A 21103-nucleotide genomic window follows, 5' to 3' on the forward strand; every position below is an offset into this window, starting at 1 on the left:
GTGGTCGAGGCGGCCAATGTGGTCGTCGGAGGTGGTCCACCTGGGGGAGGGCGGGTACGAGCTGGTGGCCCAGGCCAAGGCGGGCGAGGTGCTGACGCTCGCTGAGTCGTTCCCGGTGTCATTCGATCCGGCCGAACTGCTGGAGTCCTGACGCCATCCGCTCGCGCCGCTGGGGCGGAGGGCTTGGAGGGGCGGGACGGCACCCGGCCGGCGGGGCTTGGAGGGGCGGGACGGTACTCGGCCGGCGGCGGGGCCGCCGGCCTGTGGTCGGTCAGACGCGGGCTGGGAGCGCCGCGTCCAGTGTTTCGGGCCGCGGGCCGCGGATGAGGGCGACGCAGTCGTCGATCGCGTCCGACAGAAGGGTGCGCAGGAGGGCGTCCGGGTCGGGGATGCAGGCCTGGACGATGCCCACGACCGACAACTGCACCGCGTTGGGCGCGGCGTAGCGGCGGAAGCCCTTCTCCGTGATGCGGGCCGCCCGGCTGAAGCGCCTGGCCTGGTCCGCCGCGCGCGGCACCTGGGCCATCGCGTCCATACTGGCCTCGCTGAGCCGGCCCGACGGGGCGCCGTCCAGCCTGGCCAGCATCTCCTCCGCCGCCAGCACCGAGACCGCCAGGGCGAGCTGGCGTTCGGCCGCCGCCACCGGCAGCGCGGTCCTCGCGCAGCGGAGCGCGATGTGGGCGTCCACGCGCAGGTCGTCGCTGGTGAGCCCGATGATCGAGGGGACCAGCCAGATGAGCTTGCTCCGGTCGGCGTCCGAGGTGTTGTCGTTGACCAGGCGGGCGAGTGCGGCCAGCAACGGGTGCGTGCAGGCCGGGTGGTCGCTCCACCTTTCTCCGGCTAGGTAGGACGCCAGTTCCATGAAACAGGCCCCGCGTTTCGGGGTCCGATGCCTGCCTCTGGACAGAACCGGCATGTGATCAAGGTGATTGTCCACGGGTGCTCCACTGCTCCACGCGATCGCCGTCTTTCCAGTTTGCGCCGTCCGTCACGCCAGCGCCAGTGATGGGATGTCTCGGTCCAGGACGCCGAACCGCTTGACAGGGACGCGTGACAGGTGATCCCATCAATTCCAAAGTTAGGAAACCTTCCTAACAACCCCCTCCGTCTCTCCCCCCAAGACAGCAGGAGGTTCCATGCGATTGCCCTTGGCCGCCACACTCGCGGCCGGATTACTGCTGGGCATGGTGCCCGCGCTCCCCGCGCAGGCCGCCCCCACCCGGTACGAGGCGGAGAACGCGACCATCTCGCAGGGCGTGGTGGAGTCCAACCACACCGGCTACTCCGGCACCGGCTTCGTCAACGGCGACAACGTCGCGGGCAGCTACACGGAGTTCACCGTCACGGCCTCCGCTGCCGGCACCGCCACGATCGCCATCCGCTACGCCAACGGCACCACGCTCGACCGGCCCGCCGACATCGCGGTCAACGGCGGCGTGGTCGCGGCGGCCCGATCCTTCACCGGCACCGGCAGCTGGGACACCTGGGCCACCGCCACGCTCACCGCGCCCGTCAACGCGGGTGCCAACAAGATCCGCCTGACCTCGACCAGCGCCAACGGCAACCCCAACCTCGACTACGTGGACGTCGAGACGGCCGCGCCGACCAGCGAGTACCAGGCGGAGAACGCGACGATCTCGCAGGGCACGGTCGCCACCAACCACACCGGCTTCACCGGCACGGGCTTCGTCGACTACACCAACATCACCGGCTCGTACGTCGAGTTCACGGTCAACGCGGCCACCGCCGGCAACTACACCCTGACGTTCAGGTACGCCAACGGCACCACGGTCGACCGGCCCATGGACATCGCCGTCAACGGCACCACGACCAGCGCCGGCGTCAGCTTCCCTGCCACGGCCAACTGGGACACCTGGACGGACAAGTCCGTCACGGCCGCACTGGTGGCCGGGGCCAACAAGGTCAGGGCGACGGCCACCACCGCCAACGGCGGGCCCAACCTGGACCGGCTGAACGCCTCCGCCCCCAGCGACAGCGAGCCGCCCACCACGCCGGCCAACCTGCGCGTCGTGGGCGATGTCAAGCCGTACTCGGTGGACCTCGCCTGGGACGCCGCCACCGACAACGTGGGCGTGTCGACGTACGTGATCTACAACGGCGGCAACGTGCTGATGACGGTCGGCGGCAACGTCACCGCGATCACCGTGCCGGGGCTGACCCCGAACACCGGGTACGTGCTGAGCGTGATCGCCTACGACCAGGCCGGGAACGCCTCGCCCGCCAGCAACAACGTCCCGATCACCACGCCGCCCAGCGACGACACGCAGCCGCCGAGCGTGCCCGGCAACCTGCGGTCGACCAACGTCAGCGCCTCCAGCGTGACGCTGGCCTGGAACGCCTCCACCGACAACATCGGCGTGACCGGCTACAACGTCTACAAGGACGGCATCAAGTTCGCCACCGTCCCGGACCTGACCGCGACCGCCGACGGGCTGACCGCCAACACCACCTACGCCTTCGCGGTCGAGGCGTTCGACGCCAACGGCAACACCTCCGCCCGCAGCGCCGCGATCTCGGTCAAGACGACCTCCACGGCGGGCGGCGGTGACCCCGTCTACGACAAGGACGTCAACACGGCCTACGACCTGCCCTGGGGCATCGCGTTCCTGCCGGACGGCAGCGCCCTGGTGGCCGAGCGGGACCGTTTCGAGATCACCCGCCTGACCCCGGACGGCACCAGGACCGTGGTCGGCAAGATCACCGAAGCGGTGACGACCGTCGGCGAGGGCGGGCTGCTCGGCCTGGCCGTCTCGCCGAACTTCGCCACCGACCACTACGTCTACGCGTACTACACCTCGTCCAGTGACAACCGGGTGGCCAGGTTCACCTTCGTGAACAACGCGATCGGGGCCCGCGAGCCGATCGTCACGGGCATCTCCAAGAGCAAGTTCCACAACGGCGGCCGGATCAAGTTCGGCCCCGACGGGATGCTCTACATCACCGTCGGCGACGCGCAGACGTCGAGCAGGGCGCAGGACCTCAACTCGCTCAACGGCAAGATCCTGCGCGTCACCCCCACCGGCGCGGGCGCGCCCGGCAACCCGTTCCCGAACGCGCCGCGCGTCTACTCGCTCGGCCACCGCAACCCGCAGGGCATCGCCTGGGACTCGCAGGGCAGGCTGTGGGAGTCGGAGTTCGGCGACGCCACCTGGGACGAGCTCAACCTGATCCAGCCGGGCAAGAACTACGGCTGGCCGAACTGCGAGGGCAAGTGCAGTAACGCGGCCTACGTCAACCCGGTGCAGCAGTGGGACGTCGCCGCCGCCTCGCCCAGCGGCCTGGAGATCGTCAACGACTGGATCTACATGGCGGCCGTCCGCGGGGAGCGCCTGTGGGTCATGAAGATCAACGGCAGCACCACCGACACCCCGCGGGCGTTCTTCAACGGCAGGTGGGGACGGCTGCGCACGGTCGTCAAGACCCCCGACGGCGGCCTGTGGCTGACCTCCACCAACAACGACAAGAACGGCGGCACCCCGTCCACGCTGGACAACGTGATCGTGCGGCTCAAGTTCGCCGCCGCGCCGTTCGCCCTGTCCAGCACGGCCTTCGCCAACAACGGGACGATTCCGGTGAAGTACACCTGCCAGCAGGACGGCGTGTCGGGCAACGACATCTCGCCCCCGCTGGCGTGGTCGAACAGCCCGGCGGCGGCGAAGAGCTACGCGATCACGCTCATCGACACGGCCAACAGCAACAAGCACTGGGTGATGTGGGACATCCCGGCCACCAAGGGCTCGCTGCCTGAAGGGCTCGGCCTCGGCTACGACGTGCCGAACCAGTCGCCGGCCAAACAGAAGGCGATGAGCAGCGGCAACAAGGCGCTGCAGTACTTCGGGCCGTGCCCGGGCGGCTCGACCCACAAGTACGAGTTCACCCTGTACGCGCTCGACACCGCCACCCTGCCAGGGGTCACCTCCAGCTCGACGGTGGCCGCGGTGGAGACCGCGATCCAGGCCCACGACCTGGCCGGCGTCAAGCTGGCAGGCAACTCCAACGCCAGCACCTGACGTCCACCCGGGCGGGCCGAATCCTCCGGCCCGCCCGTCCCCTTCACCCCGGCCGGGCCGGGCCCTCACAGGCCCGCCCGGCCGCTCCTTCGGCCACCCAGGTCGGCCAGGCCCGTCTCGGTCCTCCCAGGTCGGCCGGGTTCGTCTCGGTTCTCCTGAGTGGGCGGGTTCCTCTCCCGGTCTGCTGGGGTGCGGCGGGCGGCCGGTCCGCCTGGGCGGGTGGGGATCCCGTTCGCCCAGCTGGGCCCACCCCTCCGCGCGTCTTGGCAGCCCACGCGCGGTCCCCCTCCTCACCCAAAGACATCGGATGTGTAACCGCACGGATGCTGGGGTGCGGCCAGGGGAGCGCCTGAGAGGTCCAATCTCTGCCGGTGCGGGGTGCGGGGTGCGGGGTGCGGGGTGCGGGGTGCGGGGTGCGGGGTGCGGGGTGCGGGGTGCGGGGTGCGGCCCGGGCGTCACCAGGTGAGGAAGAGTTCTTCGGGGGCGCGGTGGATCAACGTGGCGGCCATCGTGACCCGCGGTTCGGCCAGCCGTAGCCCCGGCAGCTCGCGGGTCAGCGTCTCCAGGGTGATCCGCACCTGCTCCCTGCCGAGCTGCGACCCCGGGCAGCCGTGCACGCCGTGCCCGAACGACAGGTGCCTGACCGGGGCGCGGGCGATGTCGAACACGTCCGGCCGCTCGTACACCGTCTCGTCCCGGCCCGCGGAGGCGTACGAGACGAACAGCACGGCTCCTTCCTCCAGGTCGGTGCCGCTCAGCGTGAGCGGACGGGTGACCCGCCGCCTGAAGCCCTGGATGGGCGCGTCGAACCGGGCCGCCTCCTCGATCGCCGCCGACAGCAGCTCGGGACGCTCGCACAGCAGCTCCCACTGGCCGCGGTCGCGCAGCAGGTTGTGCACGGCGCTGCCGAGCAGCGCGGTCGTGGTGAGGTGCCCGGCCAGCATGAGGTTCTCCAGGTTGCCGACCACCTCCGCCCACGGCAGGCCGCGCACCAGCTCGCCGGTCAGGTCGTCGCGGTCGGCGGAGGCCCGCGCGTGGGCGTCCAGCAGGTGGCGCAGGGCGGCGACCTCGTGGGCGGCGGCGACCTGCGCGTCCTTCGGCATCGGCGTGAACAGCAGGGCTTCGGCGCGGTGCCCGGCCTGGATCGCGGCCGGGACGTCGCCGGGGTCGAGGCCGAGCAGGTGGCCGGTCACCGAGGCGGGCAGCGGCCCGGCGTACCCGCTCATCCACTCGACCCGGCCCTCGTCCCTGAAGGACGCGATCAGCTCGGCCACGCGGCCGGTGATGAAGGGCAGCGCCGTCGCCACCCTGGCCGGGGACAGACCGCGGGTGAGGGGCCTGCGCAGCCGCTGGTGGGTCTCGCCGTCGGCGCCGAGCACGATCGGGCCGCCGCCGGGCGCGGCGGAGAGCACGGCGAGCGCGGGAGGCCCGGGGATGACGTCCGGACGCAGCGCGCCGACGGAGGAGAAGTCCTCGGGCCTGCCGAGCACCTCGCGGACGTCCGCGTGCCTGGCGACCAGCCAGGCGTCGAGTTCGGGGACGAACGTCAGGCCGGGAGCCGCGCGGGCCTCGGCGTAGCGGGGGTACGGATCGCGGTAGAACGCCTCTTGATCCACGCGTCCCATCGTGCAAGCCGGTCACGGGACCGGCAAGATCTGAAATTTTCTTTTAGTTCATTCGCAAGTCTTGAAACTTATATCCATGGGCGATTGAGTTCGGTCGTGCACACCCTCCGTTATGTGGCCGCCGCCGCGCTCGTGTTAGGTATCGCGGCGCCCGCCCAGGCAGAACCCACACCTCCCTCACCAACCGCGGAGGACACGCTGAAGGCGTCGTCCTACCCGCCCCCTTCCACCCTGCTCGTCCAGAACGCCCCCGCCCAGCGGCTGGCGACGGACAAGCGAACCAGGCCCGTCGCCCCCGGCATCTCGCTGACCTCGTTCGACACCTACGACGCGCTGGGCTGGCTGCGTGCCGACGCCCTCACCGCCGACCTCGGCGGCGGCGCGAAGGCCGACTACCTGACGTCGGGCGAGGTGACCAAGGCCGAACCGCTGTCGGGGCCCGCCAAGCGCTCCCACGCCGTCGCCGCCGTCAACGGCGACTTCTTCGACATCAACAACTCCAGCGCCGCGCAGGGCATCGGTGTCCAGGACGGCACGCTCGTCCAGTCGCCCGTCTCCGGCCACGACAACGCCGTCGCGATCACCGGTGACGGCGTCGGGCGCGTGCTGAAGATGTACTTCGAGGGCACCGCCACCCCCGCCGGCGGCTCGCCCGTCGCGCTCACCCAGTTCAACCAGGTCGTCCAGAAGGGCGGCGTCGGCCTGTTCACGCCGCTGTGGGGCTCCTACACCCGGGCCCGCGCCGTCGAGGGCGCCACCTCCGTCACCGAGGTGGAGCTGACCGGCGGGGTGGTCACCGCCGTCCGGAACGCCCCGGGAACCGGGCCCATCCCGGCGGGCACCACCATCCTGCTCGGCCGCGACGCCGGCGCCACCGCGCTGGCGGCGCTGAAGGCCGGCGACCGCGTCGAGGTGAAGTACCAGCCGAAGGCGTCGGACGGCAGCGCCGTCAAGGCGGCCGTCGGCGGCAACGTCGTCCTGGTCAAGGACGGTGTCGCACAGAACTCCGGCGACCCGGCCGCCCACCCGCGCACCGCGGTCGGCTTCTCCGCCGACGGCAGGAAGATGTACCTGCTGACAGTCGACGGCCGCCAGGTCGACAGCCGCGGCGTCACGCTCAACGAGCTGGCCGACATGATGGTCGAGCTGGGCGCCGCCAACGCGCTCAACCTCGACGGCGGCGGCTCGTCCACGCTGCTCGCCCGCGAGCCGGGCTCCGCCGACGTGCAGGTGGAGAACAGCCCGTCCGACGGCGGCGAGCGGTCCGTCCCGAACGGGCTCGCCCTGTACGCGCCCGAGGGCAGCGGCAAGCTCAAGGGCTTCTGGCTGGAGACGGCCGGCGATCCGGCCAAGGCTCCGGGCGTCGGCCCGGTCGCCGGTGGCCGTCCCGACCGCGTCTTCCCCGGCCTCACGCGCCGGCTGACCGCCGCCGGGTACGACGAGACGTACGGACCCGCCTCCGGCACCCCCGCCTGGCGCGCCAACCCGGCCGTGCACGGCGTGGTGCGCGACGGCAGGTTCCACGCCCTGGTGCCCGGCCAGACGACGGTCACCGCCTCCAAGGACGGCGCCAAGGGCACCCTGGAGCTGACCGTCCTGCAGCCGCTGCAGCGGCTGGGCGCGACCACGGACCGGCTCGGCCTGGCGGGCAAGGACGGCACCGGCACGTTCGGCGTCGTCGGCTACGACCGCAACGGCAACTCCGCGCCCATCGAGCCCGGCGACCTCACGCTCGGCTACGACCGGAACCTGTTCGAGGTGACGCCGGGCGACCAGGGCTTCTTCACCGTCAAGGCCAAGCAGGCGACGGGCTCAGGGCTGATCACCGCCAAGATCGGGTCGATCACCACCGCCGTGCCCGTCACGGTCGGCTTCGAGGACAAGCCGGTCGCCGACTTCGAGGACGCCGCCAAGTGGACCTTCGCCGCCGCGCGGGCCACCGGCTCGCTGTCGGCCGCGACCGGGCAGACCGGGGGCGGGCTCAAGCTGTCCTACGACTTCACCCAGTCGACCGCCACCCGCGCCGCCTACGCCGGCCCGCCGCAGCAGATCGAGGTGCCGGGCCAGCCGCAGGCGTTCGGGCTCTGGATCAACTCCACCGGCAAGGGGGAGTGGCCGAGCCTGGAGTTCTACGACGCGCTCGGGCAGTCGCAGATCCTGCGCGGCCCGTACATGACGTGGACCGGCTGGAAGTACGTCGAGTTCGCCGTGCCGCCCGGCGTCAACTACCCGCTGAAGCTGCGGCGCTTCTACGTCGCCGAGACGCGCGCCGACCAGAGCTACACCAACGACATCCTCATCGACGGGCTCGTGGCGAAGGTGCCGCCGTCGGTGTCCGCGCCGCCCGCCCAGAAGGTCGCCGACCCGGTCGTCAGGCCGGAGGTGGCCACGATGCCGTGGCGGTTCGCGGTCATGTCGGACGCGCAGTTCGTCGCCAGGGAGCCGGACAGCGACATCGTCCGCAACGCCCGCCGCACGCTGCAGGAGATCAAGGCGGCCAAGCCCGACTTCCTGCTGATCAACGGTGACCTCGTGGACGAGGCGTCGCCCGCCGACTTCGCGCTGGCCAAGAAGATCCTGGACGAGGAGCTCGGCGGGACGCTGCCGTACCACTACGTGCCCGGCAACCACGAGGTGATGGGCGGCAAGATCGACAACTTCAGGGCCGTGTTCGGCGACACCTACCAGACGTTCGACCACAAGGGCACCCGGTTCGTCACCCTCGACACCTCGCGGCTGAACCTGCGGGGCGGCGGCTACGACCAGGTGGCCATGCTGCGCTCCCAGCTCGACGCCGCGGCGAAGGACGACGCGGTCGGGTCGGTCGCCGTGCTGTTCCACGTCCCGCCGCGCGACCCCACGCCCGGCAAGGGCAGCCAGCTCGGCGACCGCAAGGAGGCCGCGCTGGTCGAGGGCTGGCTGGCGGACTTCCAGCGCACCACCGGCAAGGGCGCGGCCTACATCGGCGGGCACGTCGGCACCTTCCACGCCTCCCACGTGGACGCCGTGCCGTACTTCATCAACGGCAACTCCGGCAAGAACCCGGCCACGGCCGCGGACGACGGCGGCTTCACCGGCTGGTCGCTGTGGGGCGTGGACCCGGTGACGTCCAAGGAGGCCGAGAAGGTCAGGCACAACTGGTTCGTGGACGCGCCGACCTGGATCGGCACCCAGGTCCGGCCGCACGTGGACGACCTGACGCTCGCCGCCCCGGCCACCGTCACGGCGGGCGGCACGGCGCAGGTCACGGCGACGCTGAAGCAGGGCAGCCGCACGGTCCCGGCGGCCTACCCGGTCTCGGTGGAGTGGTCGGGCTCGTCCAACCTGCACATCGGCTCCCGCGCGGGCGCCAAGCCGTGGGACGTGGCGGCCCTCGACCCCGCGACCGGCACCCTCACGGCCCTGCGCGAGGGCCGGGTGACGGTCGGCGTGACGGTCAGCGGCGTCCGGAAGGAGGCGGTGGTCGTGGTGGCCGCCTCCTGACCCCGTGAACAGGGGCCCGGCGCAACTCGGGTGACGGCCTGACCGGCCGTCACGCCCGTCCCGCCGGGCCCTTCGTGCTTCCTCGCCTGCTTCTCCCGTTCGCCGCAGCCGACAGAATGGGAGTTCGGGACGGCGACGAGGAAGAGGCGATCGATGGCCGGCGATGATGGGGTGGTCGTGTCCGTGGCCGAGCGGGTCCGGCGGGGGCTGGACGACGCCTCGGCGGGGGAGCGGCTGGTCGCCCGGGCGCTGCTGGCGAACTACCCCGCCGCCGGGCTGGAGACCGCGTCCCGGCTCGCCGAGCGGGCCGGGGTGAGCGCTCCCACCGTGGTGCGGTTCACCGCCCGGCTCGGCTTTCCCGGGTATCGGGCGTTCCAGCAGGCGCTGCGGGAGGAGATCGAGGCGCGGCGGGCGTCACCGCTCACCCTCGGCCGGCACGCCGCCGAGGGGTCGCTGCGCGTCGCGGCGGCCGAGGTGTACCGGCAGCGCATGGACGAGACGTTCGCCGCCCTGTCCGACCCCGAGCTCGACCGGGTGACCGACCTGCTCTCCGACCCCGCCAGGAGGGTGACGTCCGTCGGCGGGCGGTACTCGCACATCCTCGCCGAGTACCTGGACCTGCACCTGCGGCTGCTGAGGCCCGGCACGCGGGTGCTCGACCCGAGGCCGGAGGCGATGGGCGCCGCCTGCGTCGACGCCGGGCGCAAGGACGTGGTCGTGGTCTTCGACTACCGCCGCTACCAGCGCGACATCGTGAGCTTCGCCCGCGCCGCGCACGCCCGCGGCGCGAAGGTGGTGCTCTTCACCGACCCGTGGCTGTCGCCCGCCGCCGACTCAGCCGAGCTGGTGATCCCCGCCAGGGTCGAGGCGCCGAGCCCGTTCGACAGCCTGGTCCCCGCGATGGCGCTGGTGGAGACCGTGGTGGCCCGGGTGACGGCGAGGCTGGGGCAGGACCGGCTGCGCCGGATCGAGGAGATCTCCGGGGACGTCACGATCGACTGACCCCCGCCGCGCCACGGCACCGGCACCGCTCCCTCCGGGCGGACGACGCCGCGTGTCGCGTTTCTGTCGTGGACGCGCCGCCGCTCCCGTCAGGGGAGCGACGCCGCGCGTGGCGTTCCTGTCGTGGACGCGCCGTGCCGTGCCGTTCCCTTCGGCGGGCGTCGCCGTGCGGTGGCGGTGGACGGGATGAAATATAAATTTCACAAAGACTCCTTGACGCGAGAGGTGAATGTTCTGTTTCGTTCCTGAACAGCCCCCCGACGAGCCTCTGGAGTGCCAGGTGACCGATGACCCGCGCCCACCGCGCAAGCTGCGACTATGGGAAGCGCTGACCCTGTCGGTCGGCCTCATGGGGCCCACCCTGGCCATGGCGCTCAACGGCCAGGGCGTCGCCTCGACCGTGGGCAAGGCCGTGCCCCTGGTGTTCGTGCTCGGCCTCGCCGGCGTCGCCCTGGTCGCGTACGGGTTCGTCAGGCTGACACGGCACTTCAACCACGCCGGGTCCGTCTACGCGCTGGCCGGCGTGACGCTCGGCCCCAAGGCCGGGTTCTTCGGCGGGTTCGCGCTGCTGGGCACCTACCTGTTCTTCACCGTCTGCACGCTCGCCGCGACGGCGGTGTTCGCCGAGGCCTTCTTCAAGGCGCTCGGCCTGGGCTGGGACATTCCGTGGTTCGTGGTCGCCCTGGCCGCCGCGGCCGGGGTGTGGGCGGTCAACTCGCGCGAGTCCCGGGTGACCGCCCGCACGCTGCTCGCCGTCGAGGGCGTCGGCATCGTCGGCATGCTGGTGCTCAGCGCCGTCGTCGTGGCCCGCACCGGCACCGGCACCGCCCCCTCCGGGCAGACGCTCGACCTGTCCGTGTTCACCCTGGACGGCACCAGCACGGGCGCCGTCATGACGGCCACGGTGTTCGCGTTCCTGTCGTGGGCCGGCTTCGAGGCGTGCGCCTCCCTCGGAGAGGAGACCGACGACCCGAAGCGCAACATCCCGCGCGCCCTGGCCGGCAGCGTCCTGCTCACCGGCGGGCTGTACATCGTGGTGATGTTCGCCCAGACGATCGGCTTCGGCACCGGCAAGGACGGCACGGACGCCTTCGCGGGCACCGAGTCGTCGCTGTCGGCCCTCGCCGCGTCCTACATCGGCACCTGGTTCTCGCTGGTGATCGCGTTCACCGCGATGGCGTCAGCCTTCGCCGCCACCATCAGCTCCTCGGCGGCGGCCAGCCGCCTGCTGTTCGCGCTGTCCCGCGACGGCTTCGGGCCGCGCCGGCTGGCCCGCACCCACCCCCGCACCGGCTCGCCCACGGTGGCGCTGGTCGTCGCGCTGGTGGCCGGGCTGGTCGGCGACGCGATCCTGAACCTGACGGGCGTGACGGCGTTCGACGCCTACTATTGGTTCGCCACGCTCGGCGTCCTCTGCCTGCTCGTCGCCTACGCGGTGGCGGCGGCGGGAGTGGTCGCGTTCATCGTGTCGGGACGCGGCCGGATCCCCACATACGAGATCCTGGTACCGGTGCTGGCCATCGCCTACCTGTGTTACGTGTTCTACCAGCAGTCGCTCAGCCTGTTCCCGTGGATCGCGGGCGCCTGGTGCCTGGCCGGGCTGGTGGCCGTGTTCGCCGCGCCCGGCCTGGTGCGCCGCATCGGCGAACGGCTCACCGCCGAGTTCGCCGGCCCTGTCGAGGAGGACGTCCTGTCATGACCAACGTGTTCGTCGCCACGTGCGACCTGGCCGGGCAGACGCGCGGCCGGGCCGTGCCCGCCTCCAGGGAGGACGCGGCGCTGCGCGGCAGCACCGGCTGGGTGCCCGCCGACCTGGCGCTGACCTGCTTCGGCCCGATCGCCGAGAACCCGTTCGGCTCCACGGGCGACCTGCGGCTGCTGCCCGACCCGGGCACCCGGGTGGACGTCCCCGCCGACGGCGACGTGCCCGGAACCAGGCTCTACCTGGCCGGGCAGGCGCTGCCCGACGGCACGCCGTGGGAGTGCTGCCCGCGCGGCTTCCTCTCGGCCGCCGTGGCGGAGCTGGCCGGGCTCGGGCTGACGCCCGTCGCCTCGTTCGAGCACGAGTTCACCCTGGACGGCCTGCCCTCGTCACTGCCGTTCTCCTTCGACCGCTACCGGACGGCGGAGCCGTTCGGCTCGGATCTGGTGGCGCTGCTGGAGTCGAACGGCTTCGCCCCCGAGTCCTGGCTGCCCGAGTACGGCGAGGCGCAGCACGAGATCACGCTCGCCCCGGCGGGTGCGCTCCAGGCGGCCGACCGGGCGGTGCTGCTGCGCGAGCTGGTGCGGGACCTCGCCAGGCGGCGCGGCCTGCGCGCCTGCTTCGCGCCCATCCTGCACCCCGACGGCAGCGGCAACGGCGTGCACATCCACGTGTCGTTCGAGGGCGGCAAGCTGGCCGACCCGGACAGGCCCGGCGGGCTGTCACGGGCCGGAGCCGCGTTCAGCGCGGGCATCCTGCGCCACGCCGCCGCGATCACCGCCGTCACGGCCCCCAGCCCGGTGTCGTTCCTGCGGCTGACCCCGCACCGGTGGAGCGCGGGCGGCGTGTTCCTGGCCGAGCGCAACCGGGAGGCGCTGCTGCGCATCTGCCCGGGTTCGCCCGCCGAGTTCAACCTGGAGTTCCGCGCCGCCGACGCCACCGCCAACCCGTGGCTCGCGCTCGGCGTCCTGCTCAGGGCCGGCCTCGAAGGGATCAGGCGCGGGTACGAGCCGCCGCGCGTCTGGCCGGAGAGCGTCACCGAGGCGGAACTGGCCGGCGTGCCGCCGCTGCCCAAGTCGCAGGCCGAGGCGCTCGACGCGCTGGAGGCCGACGACGTGGTGCGCGGCTTCTTCCCCGCCGACCTGATCACCACGTACCTGTCGGTCAAGCGCGCCGAACTGGCCGCTCTCGACGGGCTCGACGACGCCGAGTGCTGCCGGAGGATCGCCGATGTCTACTGACCTCGCCGCGCTCATCGACAGCCTGCCCCTGGTGGACCACCACGTGCACGGCGCGTCCGCGCACGACCTGTCGCGCACCGCGTTCGAAGAGCTGATCACCGAGTCCGACCGGCCGGTGCCCGGCTGGATGACCCAGTTCGACTCCCAGGTCGGGTACGCGATCCTGCGCCACTGCGCGCCCGTGCTCGGCCTCGACCCGCACGCCTCGCCCGAGGAGTACCTGGCCAGGCGGGCGGTCCTGGGCGCGGACGAGGTCAACGCCAGGCTCCTGGAGGCCAGCGGCATCGGCCACTTCCTCATCGAGACCGGCTACCGGGGCGAGGAGATCCTCAGCCCGTCCGGCATGGCGGAGGTCGCCGGTGTCCCGGCCGACGAGGTCGTCCGGCTGGAGGCGGTCGCCGAGCAGGTCGCCGCCGACGGGGTCGAGGCCGACGCGTTCGCCGGCCGGTTCGCCGAGGCCCTCTGGGACCGCACCCGGACGGCCCGCGGCCTCAAGAGCATCGTCGCCTACCGGCACGGCCTCGACTTCGACCCCGCGCCGCCCACGCCCGAGGAGGTCACCGAGGCCGCCGGGCGCTGGCTCGCGTCCGGTGGGCGCGTCGAGGACCCGGTGCTGCTGCGCCACCTCATCTGGACGGGCCTCGAACGCGGCCTGCCGCTGCAGTTCCACATCGGCTACGGCGACCCGGACGTGGACCTGCACCGCTCCGACCCGCTGCTGCTGCGCGGGCTGATCGAGCTGGCCGAGCCGACCGGGGTGCCGCTGCTGCTGCTGCACTGCTACCCGTACCAGCGGCACGCGGGCTTCCTCGCGCAGGTGTACCCGAACGTCTACTTCGACGTGGGGCTGGGCGTGAACTACACCGGCGCGCGCAGCGTCGCCGTGGTCGCGGAGAGCCTGGAGCTGGCGCCGTTCGCCAAGCTCCTCTTCTCGTCCGACGCCTGGGGCCCCGCCGAGCTGCACCACCTCGGGGCGGTGCTGTGGCGGCGGGCGATGTCCCGGGTCCTCGGCGGCTTCGTGGACGCCGGGGAGTGGTCGGCCGAGCAGGCGGCGCGGGTCGCCGTCATGGTGGGAGCCGAGAACGCCCGGCGCGTGTACGGGCTGGGAGCGGGCGCGTGACCGGGCACATGAGAGGGCCGCGAACGGGCCGGAGGGAGAGCGCGTGACGGGGAGCGAGTCCGCCGCGGCCCAGCGCTGGGCCGGCGACTGGGCCGGCGGCGCGCTGCTGCGCGAGGCGCTGGCCGCCGAGCTGCCGGGGGCGGTGGCGCTGCGGCGGGAGCTGCACGCGCAGCCGTGCCTGTCGGGCGAGGAGGGGCCGACGCTCAAGCGCGTCCTGGAAGCGCTGCCCGGCGCGCAGCTGGAGTACGTCGCCGAGACCGGCGCCGTGCTGCGGATCGGCGGGCCGGGCCCGGCGGTGGCGGTGCGCGGCGAGCTGGACGCGCTGCCCATCAGCGAGCGCACCGGTGTCCCGTGGGCGGCCGTGAACGGCGCGATGCACGCCTGCGGCCACGACGTCCACCTGGCGGCCGTCGTCGCCCTGGCCGGAGCGCTGTCCCGGGTCCAGGCGGCCAAGCCGCTGGTCGTGGTGTTGCAGCCGCGGGAGGAGAGCTACCCGTCCGGCGCGCTGGACGTCGTCCGGTCGGGCGCGCTGGAGCGGCACCAGGTGGCCGCCATGGTCGGCGCGCACGTCCAGCCGGTGCTGGACTCCGGCGTGGTGTCCTGCACGCCGGGAGCCGTCAACGCCTCGTCCGACGAGTTCGAGGTGATCGTCACGGGCGCGGAGGGGCACGCCGCCTACCCGCACCTGACCCGCGACCCGGTCGTCGCGATGGCGCAGGTCATCGTCGCCGCGCAGCAGCTCGTCAGCCGCGCCGCCGACCCCATGGTGCCGACCGTGGTGACGTTCGGCACCGTCAACGCGGGCACCGCGCCGAACGCCGTCCCCGGCGAGGCCGTCGCCCGGGGGACGCTGCGGACGATGTCCGAGACCTGGCGCGAGGCCCTGCACGACCGGTTCACCCAGGTGGTGCGGGACGTCGCCAGGGCGCACGGGTGCGCGGCCGAGGTGCGGATCGTGCGCGGGGAGCCCGTCCTGGTCAACGACTCGGCGCTGGCCGTCCGGACGGGCGAGCTGCTCAGGCACGCGGGACGGACGGTCACCGAGGAGCTGCGGTCGTGCGGCGCGGACGACTTCGCCTACTACGGCGCGATCGCGCCGTCGCTGATGATGTTCGTCGGCGTCGACACGGCGGCCGGGCTGCACAGCCCGGAGTTCCTGCCGGGCGACGACGACGTGGCGGCGGTCGCCGAGGCGCTGCTGGCCGGGTACCTCACGGCGGCGGGATGAGGGAGCGTCGTCGAAGGACGCCATCTCAGGACACGAGACTCATCGCTGACGAAATCGCCTCGAACCCGTAGGCTCGGCGACGATGGATCTCGAGACCTTCACCCCCGGCTCGGGCCGCCTCGAACCCCGGGCAGCCCTGCGTTCCGACGCCTCCACCCTTGACCTCAACGGCGACTGGCGCTTCCGCCTCTCCCCGGTGGCCGACGTGCCGCCGGACTTCGCCGACCCCGGATACGACGACTCGTCCTGGGACGACCTGCCGGTGCCGTCGCACTGGCCGCTGCACGGCCACGGCGCCCCCGCCTACACCAACGTCTCCTACCCCTTCCCCATCGACCCGCCCCGCGTCCCCGACGAGAACCCGACGGGCGACTACCGGCGCGCCTTCGACCTGCCCGACGGCTGGACCGGCGGACGGCTCAGGTTCGAGGGCGTCGAGTCGTTCGCCAGGGTCTGGCTCAACGGCCACGAGCTGGGCTTCTCCACGGGGAGCAGGCTGCCGGTCGAGTTCGACGCGGGCCCCTGGCTCAGGCCGGGGCGCAACGTGGTCGCCGTGCGCGTCCACCAGTGGTCGGCCGCCAGCTACCTGGAAGACCAGGACATGTGGTGGCTGCCGGGCATCTTCCGCGACGTGACCCTCACCCGCTCCACCGCCGACGTCTTCGTCCACGCCTCCTACCGCGACGGGCACGGCACGATCAGCTTCGACGGGCCGGGCCTGCTCAGCGTCCCCGAGTTGGGCGTCACGAACCTCCAGCCAGGCGTCGAGGTGAGCGTCGACGCCGAGCCGTGGTCCGCCGAGACGCCGCGGCTCTACGACGCGGCCGTCACTCTGCCCGAGGAGACGGTGCGGCTGCGCGTCGGCTTCCGGACGATCTCCATCGAGGACGGCGTCCTGCTCGCCAACGGGCGTCCGCTGCTGCTCAAGGGCGTCAACAGGCACGAGTTCCACCCCGAGCACGGCCGGGCCGTCCCGTACGAGACCATGCGCGCGGACGTCCTGCTGATGAAGCGGCACAACGTCAATGCCGTCAGGACCAGCCACTACCCGCCGCACCCCGACTTCCTCGACCTGTGCGACGAGCTGGGCCTGTGGGTGATCGACGAGTGCGACCTGGAGACGCACGGCTTCACCAAGGTCGGCTGGCGCGGCAACCCCACCGACGACCCGCGCTTCGCCGAGGCGTGCCTCGACAGGATGCGCCGCACGGTCGAACGGGACAAGAACCACCCGAGCGTGATCATGTGGTCGCTCGGCAACGAGGCGGGCGTCGGACGGAACCTGGCCGCCATGGCCGACTGGGCCCGCGAGCGCGACCCGTCGCGTCCCCTCCACTACGAGGGCGACTGGTCCTGTGCCAGCACCGACGTCTACTCGCGGATGTACGCCGACCACGCCGAGGTGGAGGCCATCGGGCGAGGCGTCGAGGACCCGCTGGACGACCCGGAACTCGACGCCAGACGGCGGAAGATGCCGTTCCTGCAGTGCGAGTACGCGCACGCGATGGGCAACGGGCCTGGCGGGCTCGCCGAGTACCAGGAGCTGTTCGAGCGGTACCCGCGGCTGGCCGGCGGCTTCATCTGGGAGTGGATCGACCACGGGCTGGCGCACCCGTCCCTGGAGTACGCCTACGGCGGCGACTACGGCGAGCCGGTCCACGACTCCAACTTCGTCATCGACGGCCTGATCTTCCCCGACCGGACGCCGTCGCCGGGCCTGCTCGACCTCAAGAAGGTGTACGAGCCGGTCCGGTTCACGTTCGGCGACGGGGTCGCGCAGGTGTCGAACCACCACGGCTTCCGCGACCTGTCGCACCTGAGCTTCCACGCCGTCGTCGAGGCGGAGGGCGTCCAGGTTGCGGAGTTCGCCCTGGACGTCCCCGCGGCGGGCGGCGAGGTCAAGCTGCCCGACCTGCCGCCGGGGGAGGGGGAGCGCTGGCTCACCGTGCGCGCCGTCCTCGCCGCCGACGAGCCGTGGGGGCCGGCCGGGCACGAGGTGGCGTGGGGCCAGACCCGCCTGCCATCCTCCGAGCGGCCCGCCGTCTCGGTGCGGACCGCCGCGCCCGTCGCCCGGTCCGGCGAGATCGCCCTGGGCGGCGGCACCTTCCACCCGCGCACCGGCAGGCTCACCGGGCTCTTCGGCCTGGACGTCGAGGGCCCGCGGCTGGAGCTGTGGCGGGCGCCGATCGACAACGACCGCTTCGGCGGCCTCGCGACCAGGTGGCGGGCCCTCGGCCTGCACCGGCTCACCCACCGCGTGGACGAGGTCGAGCTCGGCGACGAGCTCGTCGTCCGCACCAGGGTCGCGCCGGCCGACACCGACCTCGGGATGCGCGCCACCTACCGGTGGAGCGCGGCAGGCGACGCGCTCGACCTGACCGTGGACGTCGAGCCGGAAGGCGACTGGAGCGAGCCCGTCCCGAGGATCGGCGTGGTCATGTCGCTGCCGGCCGCGATAGGCGACGTCACCTGGTTCGGCCGGGGCCCCGGAGAGGCCTACCCCGACACGGGGATGGCCGCGCGGGTCGGACGCTGGTCCGCCACCGTCGAGGAGCTGCAGACGCCGTACGTCTACCCGCAGGAGAACGGGCACCGGGCCGACGTCCGCTGGGCCGACCTGACCGCCGCCGACGGCACCGGGATCAGGGTGACGGGCGCGCCCGTCTTCGGCCTGACGGCCCGGCGCTGGACCACCGCCGATCTGGAACGCGCCGCCCACCGGCCCGACCTGGTGCCGGGCGACCGCGTCCACGTCAACCTGGACCTGGCCCAGCAGGGGGTCGGCACCGCCTCGTGCGGGCCCGGCGCCCTTCCGACGTACGTGCTCGAAGCCGGGCCGACCACGCTCCGGCTCCGCTTCTCATCCGTCTGACCCGCGTCCGCGCGGTGCCGGGGGCGCACACCCCCGGCACCGCGTTCACCCGTCCGCGCGGTGCCTGGCGCACACCCCCGGCACCGCGTTCACCCGTCCGACCCACCTGAGGGGCCTGGGCGCATACCGCAGCGCCTTCCGCCGCCCCATCTGATCGCCCCATCTGATCGCACTGCCTGATCGCACCGGGTGGAGTGTCCGACGAAGGCGCTCCGCCCCGTCTCCGTAGAAACGGACCCGTTGAGGAGTCGTCGTGGACGAAAAGCAGTACATGGCCGGAGTGTTCCACCGGGCGTCCGCCAGTTACGAGCGGGTCGGCGTGCCGTTCTTCGGCCCGGTCGCCGCCGAGCTGGTACGGCGGGCCGCGCCCGCCCCCGGTGACAGCGTCCTGGACGCCGGATGCGGCACCGGGGCCTCGCTGCTCCCCGCCGCCGACGCGGTCGGCCCGGACGGGCGCGTCGTCGGGCTGGACCTGGCCCCGGGCATGGTGGCCGCCGCCGAGGCCGAGATCGAGCGGAGCGGGCTCAGCCACGCCAGCGTCCTACAGGGCGACGCCGAGCAGGCCGACGACCTGCTGGCGGGGGAGCGGTTCGACATCGTGCTCGCGGGCATGATGCTGTACTTCCTGCCCGACCCGCTGGCCGCCGTCCGCTCCATGGCGGGCCTGCTGCGGCCGGGCGGACGGCTGGCCGCCAGCCTGCTCGCCCAGCCCGCCCCCGCCGAGCTCGAGTTCCTGGGCGCGGTCGCGCACGCGCTGGCCCCGTACACGTCCGGCGCCGGGGCCGCCCCCTTCCAGCGCGCGCTCAACAGCCCAGGAGAGCTCGCGGACCTGCTGGAGGAGGGCGGCCTGGAGGACGTCCGCTGCCAGGACGTGGTGTTCGAGGTGGTGGTGGAGGCGGAGCAGGTGTGGGACTGGCTGTGGTCGGCCGCCCGCCGCGCCTCCCTGGAGACCATCCCTGAGCACCTGCGCCCGGAGGCGAGGGCGGCCCTGGAGTCGGCGCTCCCGTACGAGCGGTTCGTGCTGCCCCGCACGGTGCGCTTCGCCACCGCCCACCGCCCGGACGTGCCGGTCGCCGCGGGCTGACCGGCTCCGCCGAGACACCGGGTGCCCGCGTCGTCACATCGGGTGCCCGCTCCGCGGCGGCCCCGTCGAGACACCGGGCGGCGGAATAATCCGTTGCCCGGTGATGCTCTGGTACGTCACCATGACGCTCATGTTCCTGCACGCTCAGCTGACGACGCCCGCCGCCGCGGGCGTCTTCGAGCGTGCCTGCGACGGCCTGGAGCGCTGACCTCCTCCCGTAAGTCCTGAGGTGACCCGGCGGGGGGAGGTTGACCGGCCCACGACGGGTCACGCGAACTCCCAGGCGTCAAAGGAAGGAACCATGGCCAAGCAGGCCTACGTGCGCAACAAGCCGCACCTCAACATCGGCACGATGGGCCACGTCGACCACGGCAAGACCACGCTGACCGCGGCGATCACCAAGGTGCTCGCCGAGCGCGGCGGCGCGACGTACACGCCGTTCGAGAGGATCGACCGCACGCCCGAGGAGGCGCGGCGGGGCATCACGATCAACATCTCGCACGTCGAGTACGAGACGGCCACCCGCCACTACGCGCATGTGGACATGCCCGGGCACGCCGACTACGTGAAGAACATGATCACGGGGGCGGCGCAGCTCGACGGGGCGATCCTCGTCGTGTCCGCACAGGACGGGATCATGCCGCAGACCCGCGAGCACGTGCTGCTCGCCAAGCGGGTCGGGGTCGAGCACCTGGTCGTCGCGCTGAACAAGGCCGACGGCGCCGACCCCGAGCTGCTCGACCTGGTCGAGCTGGAGCTCGGCGAGCTGCTGGCCGAGCACGGCTACCACGACGTGCCCATGGTCCGGGTCTCCGGGCTGCGGGCGCTGGAGGGCGACCCCGAGTGGACGGCGTCCATCGAGACGCTGCTCCGGACGGTCGACGAGCACATCCCGGTCCCTGTCCGGTACGTCGACGCGCCGTTCCTCATGCCGGTGGAGAACGTGCTCACCGTCACCGGGCGCGGCACCGTCGTCACCGGCGCGATCGAGCGCGGCTCGGTCAAGGTCGGCGACACGGTCGAGGTCGTCGGCCTCGGCGAGGGCCTCTCCGCGGTGGTGACCGGGGTCGAGACCTTCGGCAGGACGATGGACCGGGGCGAGGCCGGCGACAACGCCGCGGTGCTGCTGCGTGGCGTCCGGCGCGAGCAGGTGCGTCGCGGCCAGGTGCTGGCGGCGCCCGGCTCGCAGCGCGCCCACCGGCGCCTCACCGCCAGGCTCTACCTCCTCACGGAGGCCGAGGGCGGGCGGCGCAGGCCCATCGCCAGCGGCTACCGGCCGCAGTTCTACCTCCGCACGACCGACGTGCCGGGCGAGATCGTCATGGACGCGCCGGCCGGGCCCGGCGACACGGTCGAGGCGCTGGTGGAGCTGGGCAGGGCGGTGGCCCTGGAGCCGGGGATGGGCTTCGCGGTCCGCGAAGGCGGCCTGACGGTCGGCGCGGGCACCGTGCTGACCGTCCTCGACTAGCCGCATGACGGCGGCCGGGTTCCGTACGGGACCCGGCCGCCCGCGTCACCCCCGGCGCGCCCGAAGGTCAACCTCCCAGCGGGATCCACTCGGTGGCGGTGGTGACCTCGTCGAGCACGGCCGGGATCGGCTCCACGCCGAGCCCCGGCCCTGCCGGGACGCTCAGGTGGCCGTCGGACAGCTCGAACGGTTCGGTGATGTCGGTGGCGTAGTAGCGGCGTGAGGCGGAGGTGTCGCCTGGCAGGGT

General features: G+C 72.8%; 13 protein-coding genes and 1 pseudogene. 11 read left to right on the top strand and 3 right to left on the bottom strand.

Annotated features, from left to right (window positions below; all coding sequences use genetic code 11):
- The first annotated feature begins 16 nt into the window (after positions 1-16).
- Positions 17-151 carry a hypothetical protein gene (locus ABT294_RS41940; protein ID WP_350812039.1) on the top strand — a complete coding sequence of 45 codons (135 nt, stop codon included), beginning with the start codon at positions 17-19 and terminating at the stop codon, positions 149-151.
- A 120-nt stretch (positions 152-271) separates the two neighbouring features.
- Here ABT294_RS41940 and ABT294_RS41945 read toward each other — a convergent pair whose 3' ends face one another.
- On the bottom strand, positions 272-862 hold the full coding sequence (locus ABT294_RS41945) for a hypothetical protein (protein ID WP_350812040.1): 591 nt from the start codon (positions 860-862) through the stop codon (positions 272-274).
- Between the two features lie 274 nt (positions 863-1136).
- Between ABT294_RS41945 and ABT294_RS41950 the strand changes: the two genes are divergently transcribed.
- On the top strand, positions 1137-4031 hold the full coding sequence (locus ABT294_RS41950; RefSeq protein WP_350812041.1) for a YbhB/YbcL family Raf kinase inhibitor-like protein: 2895 nt from the start codon (positions 1137-1139) through the stop codon (positions 4029-4031).
- A gap of 455 nt (positions 4032-4486) precedes the next feature.
- Here the strand turns inward: ABT294_RS41950 and ABT294_RS41955 are convergent, their stop codons facing one another.
- Entirely contained in the window at positions 4487-5647 is a 1161-nt protein-coding gene (locus ABT294_RS41955) for a cytochrome P450 (protein WP_350812042.1), read from the bottom strand.
- Between the two features lie 93 nt (positions 5648-5740).
- On the opposite strand from ABT294_RS41955, the gene ABT294_RS41960 reads away from it, so the two are divergent.
- The 9 genes from ABT294_RS41960 (at position 5741) to tuf (ending at position 20856) form a co-directional block, all read left to right on the top strand.
- The gene (locus tag ABT294_RS41960; RefSeq protein ID WP_350812043.1) at positions 5741-9139 is read left to right on the top strand and encodes a phosphodiester glycosidase family protein; all 3399 of its coding nucleotides are present in this window, start codon (positions 5741-5743) and stop codon (positions 9137-9139) included.
- Positions 9140-9292: 153 nt separating this feature from the next.
- Complete coding sequence (locus ABT294_RS41965; protein WP_350812044.1) at positions 9293-10141, top strand: MurR/RpiR family transcriptional regulator; 849 nt, start codon at positions 9293-9295, stop codon at positions 10139-10141.
- A gap of 280 nt (positions 10142-10421) precedes the next feature.
- Positions 10422-11840, top strand: coding sequence for an APC family permease (locus ABT294_RS41970; protein WP_350812045.1), 1419 nt, complete (start codon positions 10422-10424; stop codon positions 11838-11840).
- Positions 11837-13084: a glutamine synthetase family protein gene (locus ABT294_RS41975; protein WP_350812046.1), complete on the top strand. Its 1248-nt coding sequence runs from the start codon at positions 11837-11839 to the stop codon at positions 13082-13084. Before ABT294_RS41970 ends, ABT294_RS41975 begins: the two co-directional genes overlap by 4 nt.
- Positions 13074-14204, top strand: coding sequence for an amidohydrolase family protein (locus ABT294_RS41980; RefSeq protein WP_350812047.1), 1131 nt, complete (start codon positions 13074-13076; stop codon positions 14202-14204). The genes ABT294_RS41975 and ABT294_RS41980 overlap by 11 nt, the downstream gene beginning before the upstream one ends.
- A 43-nt stretch (positions 14205-14247) precedes the next feature.
- Entirely contained in the window at positions 14248-15432 is a 1185-nt protein-coding gene (locus ABT294_RS41985) for a M20 metallopeptidase family protein (RefSeq protein WP_350812048.1), read from the top strand.
- A gap of 82 nt (positions 15433-15514) precedes the next feature.
- Positions 15515-18304 carry a glycoside hydrolase family 2 TIM barrel-domain containing protein gene (locus tag ABT294_RS41990; RefSeq protein WP_350812049.1) on the top strand — a complete coding sequence of 930 codons (2790 nt, stop codon included), beginning with the start codon at positions 15515-15517 and terminating at the stop codon, positions 18302-18304.
- Positions 18305-18557: 253 nt separating this feature from the next.
- Entirely contained in the window at positions 18558-19388 is an 831-nt protein-coding gene (locus ABT294_RS41995) for a class I SAM-dependent methyltransferase (protein ID WP_350812050.1), read from the top strand.
- A 301-nt stretch (positions 19389-19689) separates the two neighbouring features.
- A complete protein-coding gene (tuf, locus tag ABT294_RS42000) occupies positions 19690-20856 on the top strand; it encodes an elongation factor Tu (protein ID WP_350812051.1) in 1167 nt (388 codons plus the stop codon).
- A gap of 67 nt (positions 20857-20923) precedes the next feature.
- Here the strand turns inward: tuf and ABT294_RS42005 are convergent.
- A pseudogene (locus ABT294_RS42005) lies at positions 20924-21103 on the bottom strand (o-succinylbenzoate synthase); the annotation flags it as partial.

The organism is Nonomuraea sp. NPDC000554 (assembly GCF_040300065.1).
GTDB lineage: Bacteria > Actinomycetota > Actinomycetes > Streptosporangiales > Streptosporangiaceae > Nonomuraea.